Raw genomic sequence first — 21224 nt, 5'->3', positions numbered from 1 at the left:
GGCGAGAAGCGAAACGTTTTTCTGTAAATTGTGACGGGACGGTAAAAATCAACATTAAATCCCGCAATGGCGCGGTTTTGGCTGTTTTTATCACTGTTTTTGCCTTAGTGTCTGGTGTCAGTGAGTCGGGTGAGGATTAGTTTTTTTTGAGCGGTGCCCCGGCACGCTTGTCATATAATCCGCTCCGTTCAAGGAATCACTCCTGCCCGCCCGGGCGGGAACGAGCACAGAGCTTGTGGTCCGTAGTTCCCGACGAGCCGGGGCGGATTGCGAGTGTTGTCGCGAACGCTTAAGGAAACACAGCGATGATCCAGACTACTGTATTGCATCCGAAACACCTGGAAGCGGGTGCCAAGATGGTGGACTTCCACGGTTGGGAGATGCCCATCAACTACGGTTCCCAGTTGGAAGAGCACCATGTGGTGCGCACCGATGCAGGCATGTTCGATGTCTCCCACATGACCATCGTCGATTTGACCGGCGAGCGGGTCAAAGCCTTCCTGCAACACCTGCTGGCCAACGACGTGGCCAAACTCACCGTCCCCGGCAAGGCCCTCTACAGCGGCATGCTCAATCCGGAAGGCGGCGTCATCGATGACCTCATCACCTACTTCCTGACCGATACCTTCTACCGCCTGGTGGTGAACTCCGCCACCCGCGAGAAGGATCTGGCCTGGATCCGCCATCACGCCATCGACTTTGCCGTGAGCGTGACCGAGCGCCCCGAGCTTGCCATGATCGCGGTGCAGGGCCCCCACGCCAAGGCCAAGGCGGCCAAGGTGTTCACCCCCGAACAGAATGCGGCGGTCGAAGGCATGAAGCCCTTCTTCGGTGTGCAGGCCGGGGATCTCTTCATCGCCACCACCGGTTACACCGGCGAAGATGGCTACGAGATCGTGGTCCCCCAAGAGAAGGCGTGCGATCTGTGGCAGGCCCTGCTGGACAACGGCGTGGCCCCTTGCGGCCTGGGTGCCCGTGATACCCTGCGCCTGGAAGCGGGCATGAACCTTTACGGTCAGGACATGGACGAGTCAATCTCTCCGCTTGCCGCCAACATGGCCTGGACCCTGGCCTGGGAGCCTGCCTCCCGCCAATTCATCGGCCGCGCCGCCCTGGAAGCCCAGAAGGCCGCCGGCAACCAGCCCAAGCTGGTGGGTCTGGTGATGGAAGAAAAGGGCGTGCTGCGTGCCGGCATGCCGGTCACCTTCACCAGCGAGAGCGGCGAGACACGGGAAGGGGTGATCACCTCCGGCTCCTTCTCGCCCACTCTGGGTTACAGCATTGCCCTGGCGCGGGTGCCCCGTGATATCGGCGAGCAGGCCCAGGTGGAGATCCGCAAGAAGCAGGTCACCGTGAAAGTCACCAAGCCGGCCTTCGTGCGCAACGGCCAGCCGCTGGTGTAATCATTGATTGCGGCGAGGGTTGACCTTCGCCGCCCCATTTTTGTTGAAGCGATCCAAGAGCATAAAGGAAGCACAAATGAGCCATATCCCGAGCGAACTGAAATATGCCACCTCCCACGAGTGGGTCCGTGTTGAAGCCAACGGCGAAGCCGTGGTCGGCATCACCGAGCACGCCCAGGATCTGCTGGGGGACATGGTGTTCGTCGATCTGCCGGAAGTGGGCAAGCAGGTGAGCGCCGGTGAAGATTGCGCCGTGGCGGAGTCCGTCAAGGCCGCCTCCGACATCTACAGCCCGGTGAGCGGCGAGATCCTGGCCGTCAACGAAGAGCTGGAAGGCAGCCCCGAGCTGGTCAACTCCGACCCCTACGGCGCCGGCTGGCTGTTCCGCATCAAGCTGGACGACGCAGGCGAGCTCGCCAACCTGCTGGATGCCGAAGGCTACCAGAACGTGGTGGACGAAGAGTAATGCCCCCGGGCCCTGCCAACACAGCAGGGCCCACTTGTATGACTGCCATCCTGCGGCCATGGCGGTTGCAGGAAAGGCGCAGCCTTTGCGCCTTCGGGATGCCCTTGCCGCATTCCCCGTCTGCCCGCGGCGGACACAGAACATGAGTGGAGCCGGTATCGACCGGCTACAGGAACATCAGGTCTTGGCTATCAGGATGTCATGCCAGGACCTATTACCAGGAAATAGGGAAATGACCCAGTCACTGTTTGAACTCGAGCAAAAAACCGATTTCATCCGCCGTCATATCGGCCCGGGTGAGGAAGAACTGCGGGCCCTGCTCGCCACCGTGGGTGCCGAGAGCCTGGACGATCTGATTGAGCAGACGGTCCCCGCCGCCATCCGTCGTCCGGGGCCGCTTGGTATCGGCGCCCCCATGACCGAAGTGGAGGCCCTGGCCAAGCTCAAGGGCTATGCGGCCAAGAACCAGATCGCCAAGAGCTACATCGGCATGGGCTACCACGACACCCACGTGCCCCACGTCATCCTGCGCAACGTGCTGGAAAACCCGGGCTGGTACACCGCCTACACCCCCTATCAGCCCGAGCTGGCCCAGGGCCGTCTCGAAGCCCTGCTCAACTTCCAGCAGCTCACCCTGGATCTCACCGGCATGGATCTGGCGAGCGCCTCCCTGCTCGATGAAGCCACCGCCGCCGCCGAAGCCATGGCGCTGGCCAAGCGCATGGCCAAATCCAAATCCAACCTCTTCTTCGTGGCCGACGACGTTCACCCCCAGGTGATCGACGTGGTCAAGGAGCGCGCGGTCCACTTCGGTTTCGATGTGGTGGTCGGCCCTGCGGGCGAGGCCGTGAGCGAAGAGGTGTTCGGTGCCATGCTCCAGTACCCGGGCACCACCGGTAATGTGGCCGATCTGCGTTCCCTCATTGCCGCCGTCCAGGCCCAGAAGGGGCTGGCCTGCGTCGGGACCGACATGCTCTCCCTGCTGCTGCTCAAATCCCCGGGTGAACTGGGTGCCGACGTGGTGTTCGGCAGTGCCCAGCGCTTTGGTGTGCCCATGGGTTACGGTGGCCCCCACGCCGCCTTCTTCGCCACCCGCGACGCCTACAAGCGCTCCATGCCGGGTCGCATCATCGGCGTCTCCAAGGATGCCCGTGGCAAGAGCGCCCTGCGCATGGCCATGCAGACCCGCGAGCAGCACATCCGCCGCGAGAAGGCCAACTCCAACATCTGTACCGCCCAGGTGCTGCTGGCCAACATGGCTAGCTTCTACGCCGTCTACCACGGTCCGGTGGGACTGAAAACCATCGCCTCCCGCGTGCACCGTCTGACCACCATCCTGGCGCTCGGCCTCACCGCCAAGGGCGTGGCCCTCAAGCACGGAAGCTGGTTCGATACCCTCACAGTACTGACGTCGGACAAGGCTGCACTCATTGCCAAGGCCGAGGGGCTCGGCATCAACCTGCGTGGGGATCTGGACGGTGTGGTCGGTGTGTCCCTCTCTGAAACCACCACCCGAGGCGACGTGGCCGAGCTGTTCGACCTGTTCCTTGGGGCGGGTCACGGCCTCGATGTGGAGGCCCTCGACCAGGCCGCCCAGACTCATCAGGCCATCCCGCAGGATCTGCTGCGCACCGACGCCGTGCTGACCCACGAGGTATTCAACAAGTACCACTCCGAGACCGAGATGCTGCGCTACATCCACCGTCTCGAAGCGAAAGATCTGGCCCTGAACTACGCCATGATCTCCTTGGGCTCCTGCACCATGAAACTCAACGCCACCGCCGAGATGATCCCGGTGACCTGGCCTGAATTCGGCAAGCTGCACCCCTTCGCGCCGCTCAAGCAGACTCAAGGCTACCAGCTGCTGCTGGCAGATCTGGAAGACTGGCTGGTGAAGGTGACCGGCTACGATGCGGTCTGCATGCAGCCCAACTCCGGCGCTCAGGGCGAATACGCGGGCCTCTTGGCCATCAAGAAGTACCACGAGTCTCGCGGCGAGGGGCATCGCGATGTCTGCCTCATCCCGGCCTCTGCCCACGGCACCAACCCGGCCTCCGCCCAGATGGCGGGCCTCAAGGTCATCGTCACCGCCTGTGACAAGGCCGGCAACGTGGATCTGGACGACCTGCGGGCCAAGGCCGCCGAGGTCGGAGACCAGCTCTCCTGCCTGATGGTGACCTACCCCTCCACCCACGGGGTGTACGAGGAGACCATCAAGGAGGTGTGCGACATCGTTCACCAGTATGGTGGTCAGGTGTACCTCGACGGCGCCAACATGAACGCGCAGGTCGGGCTGACGGCGCCAGGCTTTATCGGCGCGGACGTCTCTCACCTCAACCTGCACAAGACCTTCGCCATTCCTCATGGCGGTGGCGGTCCGGGCATGGGCCCCATCGGCGTGAAGAAACACCTGGCACCGTTTGTGGCCGGTCACGCCGTGGTCAAGACCGACAAGGAGAGCCGTGACAACGGCGCCGTGTCTGCCGCCCCGTTCGGCTCGGCCAGCATCCTGCCCATCAGCTGGATGTACATCGCCATGCTGGGTGACGAGGGGCTCAAGAAATCCACCCAGGTCGCCATCCTCAACGCCAACTACCTGGCCAAGAAGCTCGGCGAGTCCTTCCCCGTGCTCTATACAGGTCGCAACGGCCGGGTGGCCCACGAGTGCATCCTGGACATCCGCCCGCTCAAAGAAGCCAGTGGCATCAGCGAGATGGACGTGGCCAAGCGCCTGATGGACTACGGCTTCCACGCGCCTACCATGAGCTTCCCGGTAGCGGGCACCCTGATGGTCGAGCCGACCGAATCCGAATCCAAGCGAGAGCTGGATCGCTTCGTGGAAGCCATGACCGCCATCCGCGCAGAGATTGCCCGGGTACAGGACGGTCACTGGAGCCTCGCCGACAACCCCCTGGTCCATGCGCCGCACACCCAGGACGACGTGATGGATGCAGAGTGGAACCGTGGCTACAGCCGCGCCGAGGCGGTCTTCCCATCCGACGCGGTGCGCGCCAGCAAGTTGTGGCCGTCGGTCAACCGCATCGACGACGTCTATGGCGATCGCAACCTGTTCTGCTCCTGCGTGCCCACCGAGGATTACGCCAAGTAATCGCGGCGCCTGATCACGGACATTTAAGTTGGAAACCGTGACATTGAAGTTGGAAACCGACAATTGAGTTGGAAACTCAAAGGCCCTGCAACAGCAGGGCCTTTTTATTTTGTGCGGTGATTATCTGTAATTAAATTACAAAAATGATCTCGGTTGGATCTTTCAAGCAAGTCAGGGTCTACCTCTTGTCAATGGCACACACAAAAGCATCATTGCCATTGATGCAAAAATAATGGGCATTGATATTGACTCAGTAGCGTCAGATGCGACACACTGTAACTGCATCATTAACGATGAAGAGATTTTTTGTGAAGCTGAACCAAATTGCCACCATCAGTGCTGGGCACCCCTATCGCGGCAAGATCCCGGAGATCGATTCCGGCAGCATGGCCGTGGTGCAGATGAGAGATGCCTCGCCAGAAGGGGGGGTTGACTGGTCTGCCTGCCTTCGTTCTGAGCCTACCAGCAAGAAGGAGCCTGATTGGCTGCAAACCGGCGATATCTTGGTGGCGGCCCGTGGCAGCACTAACTATGCCGTGCTGGTCGATACCGGGCTTGCATCATTGCCCGCCGTAGCTGCCCCTCACTTCTATGTGGTGCGGTTGCATAGCGAGGCGCTCAGTCCCGAATTTCTGGCCTGGCAGCTCAATCAGTCCCCTTGCCAGCGTTATTTCGAACTGCACGCCGAAGGCAGCGCTGCAAAAAGTATTCGCCGTCAGGTGTTGGAGGAGGCCCCTATCGGCATCCCATCTCTTGCGAGACAAGCCGCCATCATGAAGCTGGCCCACAGCCTGCGTGAAGAACGGAACCTGATGCAACAACTGCAACGTAACGGCGAGCAGATGATGCAGGCCATCGCTGCCAGCCTGCTCGAACAATCCGATCAGCAACCGAAATAGTTTCGCTGAGCAGCCCATTTTTCCAAGAAATACCCAAGGAATTGTGACTTATGACTACCTCGATAAACCAGGACGATATCAACAAGGCCCTCTGGTCTGCCTGCGACACCTTCCGGGGCACTGTCAGCCCTGATACCTATAAAGATTTCGTGCTCACCATGCTGTTCCTGAAATACATCTCCGATGTCTGGCAGGATCACTACGATGGCTACAGGGCCGAATATGGTGATGAGCCGGAGCTCATTGAAGAGATGCTCAAAAACGAGCGCTTCGTGCTGCCCAAACAGGCCAGTTTCTACAGCCTGTTCGAGCGTCGCTTTGAACCGGGCAACGGCGAGCGGATCGATCAGGCGCTGCACGCCATCGAAGAGGCCAACGGCACCAAGCTCAAAGACGCGGGCAAGAGCGTGTTTCAGGACATCAGCTTCAACACCGACCGCCTCGGCGAAGAGAAGCAGAAGAACACCATACTGCGCCATTTGATGGAAGACTTTGCCAAGGATGAGCTCAACCTCAAACCGAGTCGGGTTGGCACCCTGGATGTGATCGGCAACGCCTACGAGTATCTCATCAAGAACTTCGCCGCCAGCGGCGGCCAGAAGGCGGGGGAGTTCTATACCCCGCCCGAAGTTTCCGATCTCATTGCCGAGCTGCTGGAGCCGATACCGGGCGACACCATCTGCGATCCGGCCTGTGGCTCGGGGTCACTGTTGATGAAGTGCGGCCGCAAGGTGGTGGCAAACCATGGCGAGAAGCACTACGCCCTCTACGGTCAAGAGGCTATTGGCTCTACCTGGTCGCTGGCCAAGATGAACATGTTCCTGCACGGGGAAGACAACCACAAGATCGAGTGGGGCGATACCATCCGCAACCCCAAGCTGCTCGATAAAAACGGCGACCTGATGCGCTTCGATATCGTGGCCGCCAACCCGCCTTTTTCGCTGGATAAATGGGGTTATGAGGAGGCGGGGAACGATAAGTTCGGTCGATTCAAGCGCGGGCTGCCGCCCAAAACCAAGGGGGATTACGCCTTTATCCTCCATATGATTGAAACCCTCAAACCCAAGACTGGGCGCATGGGGGTGGTGGTGCCCCACGGCGTGCTGTTTAGGGGTTCCAGCGAGGGGAAAATTCGCCAGCAGTTGATCGATGAAAACCTGCTCGATGCGGTGATCGGCCTGCCAGATAAGCTCTTCTACGGCACCGGCATCCCCGCCGCCATTCTGATCTTTAAAAAGCAGAAGGTGGATGACAATGTGCTATTTATCGATGCCAGCCGCGATTTCAAGGCGGGTAAAAACCAGAATCTGCTGAGCGCGGACAATATCGCCAAAATTGTCGCCACCTACCGCAATGGTGGCAATGTCGATAAATACGCCTATCTTGCCTCGCTCAAAGAGATCAAGGAGAACGACTACAACCTCAATATTCCCCGTTATGTGGATACCTTTGAGGAGGAAGAGGAGATCGATCTGCTGGCGGTGCGGGCCGAGCGCGAGCAGCTGAAAGCCCAGCTGACCGAGCTGGAAAGCGAGATGGCCAACTATCTGAAGGAGTTGGGATATGGCGCGTGATTCAAAATATCCAGTAAGCGTTAAAGCTGGTAAGCCGACACTTAGCTCGCGCCCCCACGGCTGGCATCTCATTAGTTTAGAAAAGTGTCTCAATGTAGAAAATCGTAAAGTAGATGTACTGGATGACCAAGAATATGATTTGGTTACCGTAAAACGATCTCGTGGAGGTGTCGTAAGACGCGAGCACCTTAAAGGAAAAGATATTTCTGTAAAGTCTCAATTCTATATTCACGAAGGTGACTTCTTAATCTCAAAACGTCAAATAGTTCATGGTGCATGCGGAATTGTGCCTAAAAAATTGTCTGGTTCAATAGTATCAAATGAATATTGCGTGATGACAGGAAAGCCTGGTTTCCATCTACCATATATGGAGTTTTTATCTGAAACACTATATTTTCAACAAACCTGCTTCCATTCAAGTATTGGCGTTCATATTGAAAAAATGATTTTCAAGGTGGAAAATTGGTTTAAATGGCTATTCAATATCCCACCAATTTCAGAGCAAAAGAAAATCGCCAACATTCTCTCCACTTGGGATAAGGCGATCAACACCACCGAACGACTACTAGCTAATAGTCAGCAGCAGAAAAAGGCGCTGATGCAACAACTGCTCACCGGAAAAAAGCGCCTGCTGGATAACAATGGAGTTAGGTTTAGTGGGGAGTGGGAAAGTAAGTCTCTATCAGACATAGCAGAAGTCTATCAGCCAAAGACTATATCGCAGTCAATGTTGACTGAAACTGGTTATCCCGTTTATGGCGCAAACGGAATTATTGGCCTCTACGAAGAATTTAATCACGCAACTGAGCAAATCGCGGTTACTTGTCGGGGTAGTACATGCGGCGTTGTTAACTGGACTCAGGCTCAGTCATGGATTACAGGGAATGCAATGGTTATTAATACCGATAATTTTCCCGCTATAAGTAAAAAGTTCCTCTTCTATGTATTGGATGGAAGCAATCTGTCGTACTTAATATCAGGATCTGGCCAGCCACAGATTACGGGAAATATAAAAACTCACGTGGTGAAAATTCCCGCACTAGAAGAACAACAAAAAATCGCCACCATACTCTCCACCGCCGATCAAGAAATTATTGCCCTGCAACAAAAGCTCGATGCCCTAAAGCAAGAGAAAAAAGCCCTAATGCAACAACTGTTGACTGGCAAACGGCGGGTCAAGGTGGAGGAGGCCGCATGAAAAAAGTGACCCTTCACCCCATGACCGAGGCCGACGTTGAGTGGCTGGAGCAGCGGCTGATGGACTATGGCAATGACGACTCGATGCTGAGTCTGTCGGCACTCGACGGCTTTCTGACTGCCGTGCTCTCCGGCCCCGAGCTGGTATCACCGAGTCAGTGGTGGCCGGTACTCTGGGGCGGCATGCCCCCCGAGTGGTCATCCGAGCGGGAGATGAAACGGGCGCTGGACCTTATCATCGGCCATATGAATATTCTGGCCCATACCCTCTGTTATCAGCCCGAGCACTTTATACCTGTGTTGATGGTCAATCTTTTCGAAGAACAAGAGATCTGCAACGCCGAAGAGTGGTGCTTTGGCTATCTGCGTGGTATGGCGCTGGGGAACTGGCCTGCGCTGCCAGAGGAGCTGGATACCTGGCTTGAGGTGATCCGCCTGCATGGCAGCGATGACCAATTGCCACTGCTTGCCAGCCTGTCGCTGCCGGAACATCAACAGAGCGTGGCCGAAGTGGGCCCTGCCGCGTTGAAATTGCACGCCTATTTTCTCGCCCAACGGGGGCCAAACAGGGGGCCTGTCGCGGTGCCATCGGTGAAACCGGCAAAGGCCCCTGCCAAGGTCGGGCGCAATGAGCCCTGCCCCTGTGGTAGCGGCAAGAAGTACAAGCAGTGCTGTTTGCACTGATCAGGCGCTCGGCCCGTACCCTCAGTGAGGGTGACGGCCAGGCGAATGGCGAGCCTTGGTTGCATCGCATCACCATAAAAATTAAATAAGATAAACAGTCAGTTAGGGATAAACATGAAATTACAACAACGGATGGAACGGCTGGTCAACGCGGTATGTGAAGGGATGTTTGAGCGGGAGGAGGTGATCTCAGTGGCGCTGCTGGGTGCCTTGTGTGGTCAGAATACCTTTCTTTACGGCCCACCCGGCACGGCCAAAAGCCTGATCTCCCGTCGCATCGCCTGTGCCTTTGCCAATCCGGCCTACTTCGAGTATCTGATGAACCGGTTCAGTACCCCCGAGGAGGTCTTTGGCCCCATCTCGATCAAGGCACTCAAAGAGGATCGGTATGTTCGTAAAACCGAGCATTATCTGCCCCAGGCCGATTTCGCGTTTCTGGACGAGATATGGAAATCGAGCCCGGCGATCCTCAATACCCTGCTGACACTTATCAATGAGCACACCTTTCGCAACGGCGAACAGATCGAGCAGGCCCCACTGAAAGCCTTGGTGGCTGCATCAAATGAAACGCCCGATGCCAATCAGGGGCTGGATGCGCTCTATGATCGCTTTATCATCCGCCTGATGGTCGGGCCCATTGAGCAGTCTGATAATTTTGAACGATTGCTGGCGTGCAAACCGACCGAGGCGGCCATCAGGGTTGATGACTCGCTTATTGTGAAGGCCGATGAGTGGGCTAAATGGCGAGAGCAACTGCATGAGGTGAGTTTGTCACCGGAAACCCTGACCATTATTCGCCTGATCCGCAGTGAACTCGCCACCAAATATGACAAACTGAAGGTCTATGTTTCCGACCGCCGCTGGCAGCGGGCGACCCAACTGCTCAAGGCCGCTGCCCTCTTTAATGGCCGCAGCGAAACCAATCACAGTGATGCCTTGCTATTGCGGCACTGCTTGTGGACCCATGAAGAGAACCGTCTTGCCGTTAACGATATCGTCGAGCAAGCCGTTAAGGATACCGGTTTTGACAGTGGTATTAATCTCGCGCAGATTGATGCCGAAAAAGAATCATTGGAGAAAGAGATCCATAATGAACTTTTCAGTGCCACTGATATTTACGATACACAGATTATTAATGGGCACGCTTTTTTCAAAGTGAAGAACGACTTTGATAATACTAGGATTAGTTCTTACATTTTTATTCCATTGGATAACCTTAAGAACACACATGAATTCCACCCGACAAGTGAAACGGGTAATGAACTAAATTATATTGTCTGTCAATTTGATGGCCAGGGTACTTGTCGGATATCAATGAAGAGCCGATATGGCAGTTTTAATTTCAAACCAGAAGTTCTCTTCCATAAAGGTGACAAGAAACCAAATATTAACAAGCGGCTTATCACCTCATTGGCTGAGTCGGTGGCAAAAACCAGAGAACAGCTTATAGCCACTCTGAATAAGATAGAAAAACAGTGCCAAGGCTATGAGAAAAAATTGGCATCCATTTTCGTTCCTGCCCAGCAGAGCGCATTGGCTATTGATGGCATTACCGAGCAGATTGCTCGGCTCAAATTGCGTATCAAAGATTGTGAACGGCTGGAAGCCTTATGCAAATAAGTCAGGTGGAGAGTGCGTCGCTTCTCGCTCACAGAGAACTCCGCGACAGCTATGGTGGATTGCTGGCTCACTCCAGCTCGCTGACCAGCCAGGTCTCGCAGCACATCGAGGAGTGGAAGAGAGATACTGAGGCAGCGTTGACCAACGAGTGTCCATTCGCTGAGCATGCCCACAAGCTGAACCATTGGCGAAGAGAGAGTGCGCTTGGCGATATATCCAAAGCCTCTTTTCAAGGGGCGGTGAAGGATTATCTCGCGCTCTGTAAAGCCAGCCAGCACCCGGTGGACCCGCCATTTTGGCAAAAGCAGGTTGCCGATAGTTTCGCTCAGGACGTAGAGCAGCCGAGAGAGGATAAGGCCGTCAGTTGCCAACTGCTGGCTACTGAATGGCAAAAGGTGCTGGATAAAGCCCGCAATAGTTGGGAGCTGGCCAGGATCGAGCAGCTGCGTCGCCAGTTAATGGAACGATTGGAGAGCATGCTCAAGCTGTTGCAGCAGTTGCAACCGCTGCTTGAAGCGTTGGGGCTGGATCCGGGGCGACTGGTTGATCTCTCCAGTGGCCAGCTCTCTGCCCAAGATCTGGCCCAGTTCCAGAAGTGGGCAAGCTATCTGGCAAACGACAAGGGGTTGCATGCGTTATGCGACTTGCTCGGCAAGATCCGGCAGATTGAACTCTCCGAAAAGATTGAGCGGGTGAAGGTCAACCACGTTCTGGATCTCTGTCTGCCCGATATCAACTCCCGAGAGGAGATAGTGGGTATTAGGTTGGGACGAGATCTGGAGCATGTATTGCCCAGCGAGAAAGCCCTGTTGGCTGATGACGAGACCGCATTGCTGTTTGATTTGAAGTTCGTCGAGTCACGACTGATGAGCTTTGATATGGCAGGTATGCAGACTCAACATCTGCATGTTGAACGAGAAGAGGAGAGGCCGGTCAACGAAGAGGAGAAGCGCGGCCCCATGATCCTCTGCGTTGATACCAGTGGCTCGATGAGCGGGGCGCCCGAGACGATCGCCAAAGCGATGACGCTATTTCTGGCAACCAAAGCGAGAGAGGAGCAACGCCCCTGTTACCTGATTAACTTCTCTACGGGTATCAGGACCTTGGAGTTGAGTGGAAAATGGGGCCTTGCGTCGATAATCGACTTTCTGAAAATGTCGTTTCATGGTGGTACTGATGCGGCACCAGCCCTTGGCCATGCGTTGAAAACCATGGCCGCAGAGACCTACCAGAAGGCCGACCTGTTGATGATTTCTGACTTCATCATGGCGGATCTGCCACCGGAGACCCTGGCAAATATCGAGCAACAGCGTGGTAAGGGTAACCGCTTTTACTCTCTGGTGGTCGGCTCTGCTTATATGGTTCAGCGGCTAAAGCGCCTCTTTGACCATGAGTGGGTGTATAACCCGACGACGAGTACCATTCATGAGTTGATCGGCTTTCAGCAAAAAATTGACAACCAGTTTGAGGCATCCCCGTTATGAAGGCCTTGCCGAAATTTCAAGAAGAGTACAGCGCCAAGATCCCAGCCCTGACCCTGCTGACCCAGTTGGGCTGGTCTTTCTTCTCCCCTGAACAGACGCTGGCGGCACGGGATAACAAGTTCGATCAGGTGGTGCTGCGCCAACAACTGCGCAGCGTACTGGCCGAGCGCACCTTTGTGTTTGCGGGCAAAACCTATCCGCTTTCCCCTAAGTCAGTGGACAATCTGGTCAGCGAGCTGTGCAGCCCGGCCCTGAATGAAGGGTTGCAGGCGGCCAACGAGCGGCTCTATAACCACTTGCTCTATGGCATGTCGGTCACCGAGTTTGTTGATGGCAAGAAGGTGAGCCCAACCATCCCCCTTATTGATTGGCACAACCCGCACAATAACCGCTTCACCTTCACCGAAGAGTTTCGGGTTACCCGCGCAGGCGGCATCGAGTCGCGTCGCCCGGATATCGTCTGCTTCGTCAATGGCTTGCCCTTGGTGGTGATCGAGGCCAAGCGCCCGGATGGCAACGCCAAAAAAGGGCCGACCATCAAGGAAGGGATCTCCCAGAGCCTGCGCAACCAGCGCCCGGATGAGATCCCGCTGCTGTTTGCCTACAGCCAGTTACTGCTCTCCATCAATGGCATCGAAGGGCGATATGGCACCTGCGGTACGCCGGAGAAGTTCTGGGCCGCCTGGCGTGAGGAAGACATCGGCGATGGTGAGATGACAGCCATCAAGAATCAGCCGCTCTCATCCGAACAACGCTCTGCCCTGTTTAGCCACCGGCCCGCCGCCGATCTGGGCTGGTATCAGTCCCTGGTTGCGGCTGGCGAGCTGGCGGTCAGCGATCAGGATCGGCTGCTAATCAGCCTGCTTTCCCCGGATCGGCTGCTGGAGATGACCCGCCTGTTCACCCTGTTTGACAAGAAGGCGGGCAAGATAGTCGCCCGCTACCAGCAGGTGTTTGGCATCAAGCGGTTAATCGAGCGTATCAACCAGAAACGTCCCGATGGCGGGAGAGAAGGTGGGGTGATCTGGCACACCACCGGTTCGGGCAAGTCGTTCACCATGGTGTTCCTCAGCAAGGCGCTGATCCTGCATGACAGTTTGAAACAGTGTCGCCTGCTGGTGGTGACCGACCGGGTGGATCTGGAGAGCCAGCTCAGCAAGACCTTTGCCTCCAGCGGTGAACTCGCGGGCAAGAAAGATAAAGAAGCGGCCATGGCTACCTCGGGCAAGCGGCTGGCCGAGCAGATCGGTAAGGGCAGCGAGCGGATCATCTTCTCGCTTATTCAGAAGTTCAACTCAGCGACCAAGTTGCCGGAGTGTATCAACAAGAGCCCGGATCTCATCGTGCTGATCGATGAGGGCCACCGCAGCCAGGGGGGCGAGAACCATGTCCGCATGAAGCTGGCATTGCCCAACGCCGCGTTTGTGGCTTTTACCGGCACGCCGCTTCTCAAGGATGACAAGACCACCAATAAGTTTGGCCCCATCGTCCATGCCTACACCATGCAGCGGGCGGTCGAGGACAAGACGGTGACGCCGCTGCTCTATGAGGAGCGCATTCCCGATCTGGAGGTCAACGAGCGGGCTATCGACAGCTGGTTTGAGCGCATAACCCAGGGGTTAAACGAGCAGCAGCAGACCGATCTGAAACGCAAATTTGCCCGCAAGGGCGAGATCTACAGCGCGGAAGATCGCATCAAGCTGATTGCGTTCGATATCGCCAGTCACTTTTCAAACCACATTGTCGAGGGGCTCAAGGGCCAGCTGGCCTGCGATAGCAAGGCATCGGCGGTGCTCTATAAAAAGTACCTCGACGAGGCGGGGCTGTTCGAGTCGGCGGTGGTGATGAGTCCGCCCGACAGCCGGGAAGGCAACACCGAGGTGGATGAATCAACCACCCCGCTGGTTACCCAGTGGTGGAAGGATAATGTCGGCACTCAGGATGAGCAGGTGTATTCCAAGGCGCTTATCGAGCGTTTTGCCGATGAGAATGATCCCCTCAAGTTGCTGGTCGTGGTGGACAAGTTGCTGACCGGCTTCGATGAACCAAAGAACACAGTGCTCTATATCGACAAGCCACTCAAAGAGCACAACCTGATCCAGGCGATTGCGCGGGTCAACCGGCTGCACCCGAAGAAGAAGTTCGGCCTGCTTATCGACTATCGCGGCATCTTATCCGAGCTGGATACCACCATCGGCAAGTATCAGGATCTCGCTTCCCGTACTCAGGGCGGCTATGACGTTGACGATCTCAAAGGCCTCTACAACCAGATGGGCACCGAATATAAGCGGCTGCCTCAGCTCTACCAGACCCTGTGGAACATCTTCGCCGGGGTGAAGAACAAGCAGGATATCGAGCAACTGCGCCAAGTGCTGGTGCCCAAGATGGAGGAACTGGACGGCGAACTGGTGGATGTGAACCTCAAGGTGCGAGAAGACTTCTACGAGGCGCTCACGGCGTTTGCCAGTTGCCTGAAAGTGGCGTTGCAGTCGGCCTCTTTTTTCGAGGACAGCGCCTTTAGCGAGGCGGATCGTCGCCACTACAAAGAGACGGTGAAACAGCTCTCCAGCCTGCGCCAACTGGTGCAGCAGGATGCAGGTGAGAAGATTGACTACGACGAATATGCCGAGCAGGTGAAGAAGCTGCTGGATAAGCATGTGGTCGGTGTAGAGGTCAAAGAGCCGGGTGGCGTCTACGAGGTCGGCAAGATGGGCCAGCAGCAGCCAGAAGAGTGGAACGAGAACAAGACCCGCAACGAGACCGACATCATCAAAACGCGGGTCAGCCGCATGATTGAGCAGGAGCTACGAGATGACCCTTACGCCCAGGAAGCCTTCTCCAAGCTGCTGCGACAAGCTATCGAGGAGGCAGAGAAGCTGTTCGAGCACCCGCTCAAGCAGTACATGCTGTTTCGGGAGTTCGAAGAGCAGGTGCAGGAGCGCCGCCTGAGTGACATACCTGACGCCTTTGCTGGGCATCGCCACGCTCAGGCCTACTTTGGGGTGTTCAAAAAGGTACTGCCGGAGGTGTTCGCCATTACCGACAGCCAAGTACAGGATAAGTGGATAAAGCTGGCCTTCGAGATCGATACGGTCGTGGATGCGTCTGTGGCTGAGCACTCCATCAACCCGCAGAACATCGAGGCGGGTATTCGCAAGCAACTGTTGCCACGCATGTTCCAGGAGTGCAAAGCAATCGGCAGTGGTATGGAGCAGGCCAAGAAGATCGTCGAGATGGTGGTGCAGATCACCCGAGTCGGCTTGAGCGGAGTCTGATCAGATGAATGTGCCTATTCGGGCCAAGGGCGATGCTCAGCCCCAGGCTCCAGCTCCATCCTTTAGCTTTCGCTACGGCGATGAGCGGATCGCCTTCGAGCGGGTGCAACGGAGACAGGCTAGCGGCAAGGTGCTTATCAAGGTGCATCCCGATTGCCGCGTCGTGGTCTCGGCCCCGCGTGAGGCGGCTGATGATGCGGTTCTCGCAGCGGTCAAGCAGCGCGGACGCTGGATCTACGAACAGTTACGCGATTTTCGCCAGCAGTTGGAGCACGTCACCCCACGCCAGTACATCAGCGGTGAGAGCCACTATTACCTCGGCAAACAGTACCTGCTCAAGGTGATCAAAGCCCCTGATTCGGTGCAGGGGGTCAAGATGTTGCGTGGCAAGTTGGAGGTGTCGGTCAGGAGCCTAGTCACTGATAGCGCAAAGAGAGCCGAGAAAGTCCAGGCACTGCTCGCTGACTGGTACAAGGCTCGTGCCAGGGAGGTGTTTGCCAGACGACTCAATGCCATGCTCGATCAGGCCATCTGGGTTACCGAGCGTCCGCCCCTGCGCATCCTGACCATGCAGACCCAGTGGGGCAGTTGTTCCCCCAATGGCCGGATCACGCTTAACCCGCATCTGGTCAAAGCGCCCCGCGAGTGTATCGATTACGTGATCCTGCACGAGCTCTGCCATATTGCTGAGCACAATCACAGCGAGCACTTTTACCGGCTGATGGGTCAGGTGATGCCCGGTTGGGAAAAGACCAAAGCGAAGCTGGATGGCATGGCTAACCGCTTGTTGACGTGAGTTATCCGCTCGTCAGTCACCCACAGCCCGGCAGGCCACCCTTGCCGGGCTGAATTTTTTGTTATGGATGCATTGATTACTCTTCGCATGGAGCCTTTTGTAGCCAAAAACGGACATTTTTTCTGAGCGGAATCATCAATCGCTTCAGAATAATGTTCTATATCCGCCATCCTCTTATGTCAAAAAAGGAATAAAAAACATTTACTTATTATTTATAAAAATAAATATTCGTGATTATGTATGCTTATGTGATTTTTTATAACTATATGTTTTTTAAGGTGAAAAATGAAATTGTGTTGAGTGTGGCATTTTTGCCATGATAGCGTCGATAGTTATTATTTATAAAAATAAATAAGTTAAAACAATGGCTTACGCTCGCTCTTGCGGTTGACGATCCCCTACCCAGTTACTAGGTTGTATGCAGGTCAGGTAGGAGTAGTCATGCAGCAAAAAACGGTTCAGCAGCCCATCGTCACCGATGCGGAGATCGCAAAAACAGAACGGTACAACCGCAGTATCCAGGCTCGGGGGTATCGGCCCTGGGTCACGGTGCGGCAGTCCCATACCTATGGTCAGGGGCAGATTGTGTATAGTCACAAAACTCGGCGTGAGCATCATCTGCTGAGTCGTGGCGAGAGGGCACCATTTTTCTATTTCGAACGCGATCCAACTGTTATCGACATTCTCGAACAGTATCCGTTACCACTGCATGAAACGCTCAAAATTGCGGCATCTCTGCACATTGTCCATCCTGGTAATTACATCGATCGAGTTAATTATGGGGGCCGTATCCCTGCCAAAACTATGACTCAGGATTTTGTCGTGCTGAGGCAATCCGATAGTGGTAAAGCACGATTGACAGCATACAGCTTTAAATATTCTGATGCACTGGATCCTGCGATCACAAGTCCCCGAGTCGTTAATCGAACACGAGCAAAAGAGAAAATTGCCCTTGAGTATTGGCGCACTCAAAATATTGATCATGTGTTGTTAACGGAAAAAAGCTTCAATAAAACACATATATATAATCTGGAATTTCTACGTGAGTGCTTTGATATGCCTGAGTATATTCAGGTATCTGAGACCATATACCTCATTGTATTGGGACGTATCAAACATCACCTGATTGCCCATCCCTCAAATACGTTGTTAGTGTTGATCCAGCAGGTGGCCAAGGAGTTGAATATTTCTGACGTGCAGGTGAAATGTGTATTTCAATATGCAGTTTACCATGGTGTTATAATCGTTGATCTTACGCAACGTTTAGAGTTGTATAGGCCTGTGCCATTCAACGAGGTGGTTCATGCGAGTTAACCAGAAACTGATCACTAATACAAATGGTGGTTCAGAGTTTCTGATTGTCTCTATTTGTTATGACATGGGGTTGTTAGGGAAGGTGCGAATAAGTCATATGGCACGAGAGCATTTACTGGTAACCCATTGATATTAAATGACTAAAATTTTCATTTTTTGTTCGTGGGATACTTGTTCGCACTTTCCTTAGCTGTAAGTGAATTATTGGATGGGCCACCAAAACGGCCGATTAATCTATTAATAGAGAACGTCGAGTCTAATATTGAAAGTGGTGAGTGGACTCTGGCTGAACATCAATTTCCACAAGTTTTGTTTTTCTCTGATAGTGAGCTAGAACCTCAATGGATCAAGATTCGCAATGAGAGACTGGCTGTAATTAGTCCGCTGCTTAGTCAGCCTGAATTGTTACATTGCTATTTATATGGTGATGCAAGTGGTATATTGAAAACGTTGATTGAAAATTCCGGTCGAAGTAGGAAATACATTTGTGCTCAATTGAACAGTTATTTCATTTTTGGTTCATTTCCAAATTCATTGCTCCCACACTATTTTAATTGTGGCAGCAACTTTCAACTGCCAGATGTGCCCTTAGGTCAGAGAGCAACCAAGAGCGGCCCAATTACGCGATATGGTACACCATATCGTGGCATTACACGGCGAGATATTATACAGATTGAGCGCTTTTCAAAATCTATTAAATCTGGCTCGGAAGTGAGGTTGTCAGAGCTATACTTTGACTATTGTTTGAAATATGAGTGTGTCAATGTTTTACCGAAGGGTGTTGAGGATTGTGACATAGCAGAACCAATTAAAATGTTACTTCATAGGGAAGATTTAATATCACCAAGAATATTTAAATATCATCTAAAAAAATTCGTCAGTAATCTCACGTTCCTGAAAAAACGAGTAGGCAGTATTAATTATTCTCGTGACCATGCAGGAAAGCCTGGTCTTGCCCGTGCGGGCCTGAGGGGGCCAACGTCACGATATGAAATAGACAGTACTATTGCCGATGTTTACATCCGTTACCCGTACAGTAACGATGAACTACTGAGTACTGGAAGACCGGTTATATATTTTGTCGTTGATACCGCCAGCAGTATGATTGTTGGATTGCATGTCGGTTTCGACTCGCCTTGTTGGCATGGAGCAAGTCAGGCTCTATTCAATGCGATGAGCAGTAAGCAAGCGTTTTGTAGGCAGTATGGTGTGGAGATCGAAGAGGCTGACTGGCCCTGCAATTTACCATGTCGTGAATTAACGTTCGACCGGGGCTCTGAGAATACTGATACCAATATTTGCAGCCTGCTGCGCGGACTCATTGGTATCACAGTCGGTAATTTTAATGCCTATCATCGCGGGGATATGAAAGGCCAAGTGGAGAAAACTTTCGACATTATTCAGACTCTAGCGATCCCGTTCGAGGCAGGCAAGGTGGTTAAGTATCCACATAAGGAGGATCAGCACGCATCTCGTCGCCCCCTGCTGACGTATGAACAGTTCATGTATCGACTCATTAATATCATTATCTATTCAAATAATCATCGTCAGCGCGTGACCTCGCACAACCTAGAAATGTCACGTGATGGGGTTGGTTTTACTCCTCGTGATGTATGGAACTGGGGTCTGAAAAATTCAGTGATGGTGAGGCCTGTTCCCATAGACCGCCTGCGATTTGCGCTGTTGCCAGAGGATGAGGCTACGGTGCGTGCTGAGGGGATATTTTTTCGAGGCCTTTACTATAGCAGTAATGAAATTGTTCGAATGCAGTGGCTGGATCAGGCGAAAAATCTCGGACGTTTCAAAATCAGAGTCAGGTACATAGATACATGTACTAATTATCTTTGGTTTAAAACTGAGGAGAGTGATGAGGTCTATCAGGTTGAGCTGACAGATCGCAGTGAGGCATATCGGAATCAGGTTTGGGCAAATGTCATGCATCGCCTGTATATTGTTAAACAACAATTGGCTGCGTTGGATGAGAAGAGATTCAATGCTCGCGCAGTGTTAGAAATGGACTTTCGCGAATGTGATGAGGTAATTCGAAAAACTAATCGTGGACTGAAAAAATCCACTGCAAAAAATATACAGTCAGGAATGAAAAGCCATAAACAGGTCGAAGGGAACTTGCAACGTCATCATGAGGAAATGGCTATTGCTGCTGATTTAAGAAATCCATGTCAGCCAGATAATTATATTAAAAAAACACCCAGTCAGAACCTTGCTGATCCGACAATATTTACAGTTCAGGAGAAATAGTCATGGCCGCACCTCAATATTACCCACATCCCAATTCAAAATATCGGGGAAACCCCTATATCGAGGGGCTTGGCTTGCCGCTCTCAACGGCACAATTTTATGCGAACTGTGAGATCCCTTTTCAGTGTGATCTGGATCTTACAGGGGTGGATGAATCGCTGCATTCATATTTTATCCGCACTGCCATAGATCAACTGGCGGACGTGTATACCTCCCCAGATGAGGCGTACCGTTTATATGACCAGATACGACGGATGATCGAGGCTGGGTATGCTCGACGCAATCCAATTGGGGCCGATGTACGCCGGATATTAGCTGCGATTGATCGTGACAAGGCCGAGCCATGGAAAGCTTCACATGTATTGGAACTAGAATTGTCAGTTCAGTATAGCCTGTTACTGCTAGGGCTCAGTGGACGTGGGAAGAGCACGATGGTTAGGCAAATTTGCCAACAGATACCACAAACGATAGAGCATGATCGCTATACGGACATGCATGGTCACGAAATTATTGTGAGTCGAGTGCAGGTGACCTATCTGTACATTGAAATTCATGATCGCCGTGGCCAAAAAGCACTTTTGCTGAACTTGTTAGAATCACTCGACGCTGTCACTGGTGAGAGTTATAGCCATACCCATAGAAACCGCTCTGTTAATGAGTTGATTTCGGTAGTGCAAAAATCGTTTATCGGCCATGGGGTTGGTTTGCTGATCCTTGATGAAGCGCAGAACCTGGCCAGGTCTGCCAAGAATGAAGTGATCAGTAACAACGAGAAAACGACCATGAAATTTTTAGAGGAACTATTAAATCGAGTGGGGATCCCGTTGATGTTTGTCGGAACATTGGCCACGATGAAATTGTTTGATAGCGAAATGACGCTAACCCGCCGAGCAACTAAAAATGGATTTATGCAGTTGGTGAGCTGCGATATACATAGCTCATTTTGGCTGCGTTTTATCCGCCTGATATGTCAAACCAGATTTCTGAAAAACCAGAAAACATCAGAGGATGTATTACGCCAACATATACATTATTTGAGTGCCGGTATCCCGGCTATTGCAACCAGTCTAAATAGCTGTTCCGAATAGTAGATCACCGGAGGAAGGGAACTCAGTCCAGTTTGTGCGATCTGATTAGTCGCTAA

14 protein-coding genes are annotated in these 21224 nt (G+C 53.6%); all 14 read left to right on the top strand.

Going from position 1 to position 21224, the window contains the following annotated elements; all coding sequences use genetic code 11:
* Positions 1-305 precede the first annotated feature (305 nt).
* The 14 genes from gcvT to PG879_RS06875 all read left to right on the top strand — a co-directional run bounded on the left by gcvT (position 306) and on the right by PG879_RS06875 (position 21168).
* A complete protein-coding gene (gene gcvT, locus PG879_RS06940; protein ID WP_010675082.1) occupies positions 306-1403 on the top strand; it encodes a glycine cleavage system aminomethyltransferase GcvT in 1098 nt (365 codons plus the stop codon).
* A 76-nt stretch (positions 1404-1479) separates the two neighbouring features.
* The gene (gene gcvH, locus PG879_RS06935) at positions 1480-1869 is read left to right on the top strand and encodes a glycine cleavage system protein GcvH (protein WP_010675081.1); all 390 of its coding nucleotides are present in this window, start codon (positions 1480-1482) and stop codon (positions 1867-1869) included.
* 232 nt (positions 1870-2101) lie between these two features.
* Complete coding sequence (gene gcvP, locus PG879_RS06930; protein ID WP_270829942.1) at positions 2102-4978, top strand: aminomethyl-transferring glycine dehydrogenase; 2877 nt, start codon at positions 2102-2104, stop codon at positions 4976-4978.
* Between the two features lie 263 nt (positions 4979-5241).
* Positions 5242-5877 (top strand): restriction endonuclease subunit S, encoded by a 636-nt coding sequence (locus PG879_RS06925; protein ID WP_270829941.1) that lies wholly within the window; start codon positions 5242-5244, stop codon positions 5875-5877.
* A gap of 50 nt (positions 5878-5927) precedes the next feature.
* Positions 5928-7451: a type I restriction-modification system subunit M gene (locus PG879_RS06920; protein WP_270829940.1), complete on the top strand. Its 1524-nt coding sequence runs from the start codon at positions 5928-5930 to the stop codon at positions 7449-7451.
* Positions 7441-8649, top strand: a complete 1209-nt coding sequence (locus PG879_RS06915) for a restriction endonuclease subunit S (RefSeq protein ID WP_270829939.1) — start codon at positions 7441-7443, stop codon at positions 8647-8649. The genes PG879_RS06920 and PG879_RS06915 overlap by 11 nt, the downstream gene beginning before the upstream one ends.
* Positions 8646-9332 carry a UPF0149 family protein gene (locus PG879_RS06910; RefSeq protein WP_064339926.1) on the top strand — a complete coding sequence of 229 codons (687 nt, stop codon included), beginning with the start codon at positions 8646-8648 and terminating at the stop codon, positions 9330-9332. The genes PG879_RS06915 and PG879_RS06910 overlap by 4 nt, the downstream gene beginning before the upstream one ends.
* 114 nt (positions 9333-9446) lie before the next feature.
* Positions 9447-10952, top strand: a complete 1506-nt coding sequence (locus tag PG879_RS06905) for an AAA family ATPase (RefSeq protein ID WP_270829938.1) — start codon at positions 9447-9449, stop codon at positions 10950-10952.
* Positions 10943-12436 carry a VWA domain-containing protein gene (locus tag PG879_RS06900; RefSeq protein ID WP_270829937.1) on the top strand — a complete coding sequence of 498 codons (1494 nt, stop codon included), beginning with the start codon at positions 10943-10945 and terminating at the stop codon, positions 12434-12436. The genes PG879_RS06905 and PG879_RS06900 overlap by 10 nt, the downstream gene beginning before the upstream one ends.
* The gene (locus PG879_RS06895) at positions 12433-15711 is read left to right on the top strand and encodes a type I restriction endonuclease subunit R (protein ID WP_270829936.1); all 3279 of its coding nucleotides are present in this window, start codon (positions 12433-12435) and stop codon (positions 15709-15711) included. Before PG879_RS06900 ends, PG879_RS06895 begins: the two co-directional genes overlap by 4 nt.
* Before the next feature lie 4 nt (positions 15712-15715).
* On the top strand, positions 15716-16507 hold the full coding sequence (locus PG879_RS06890) for a M48 family metallopeptidase (protein WP_270829935.1): 792 nt from the start codon (positions 15716-15718) through the stop codon (positions 16505-16507).
* A 441-nt stretch (positions 16508-16948) separates the two neighbouring features.
* On the top strand, positions 16949-17821 hold the full coding sequence (locus PG879_RS06885; protein ID WP_069785179.1) for a TnsA endonuclease N-terminal domain-containing protein: 873 nt from the start codon (positions 16949-16951) through the stop codon (positions 17819-17821).
* A 171-nt stretch (positions 17822-17992) separates the two neighbouring features.
* Complete coding sequence (locus PG879_RS06880) at positions 17993-20080, top strand: transposase (RefSeq protein ID WP_270829934.1); 2088 nt, start codon at positions 17993-17995, stop codon at positions 20078-20080.
* A 2-nt stretch (positions 20081-20082) separates the two neighbouring features.
* Entirely contained in the window at positions 20083-21168 is a 1086-nt protein-coding gene (locus PG879_RS06875) for an AAA family ATPase (RefSeq protein WP_270829933.1), read from the top strand.
* Positions 21169-21224: the final 56 nt, after the last annotated feature.

It is taken from the genome of Aeromonas sp. QDB63 (assembly GCF_027707425.1).
GTDB lineage: Bacteria > Pseudomonadota > Gammaproteobacteria > Enterobacterales > Aeromonadaceae > Aeromonas > Aeromonas caviae.
Note: the sequence above shows the minus strand (reverse complement) of the source record. Positions and strands in the feature narration are given on the sequence as shown.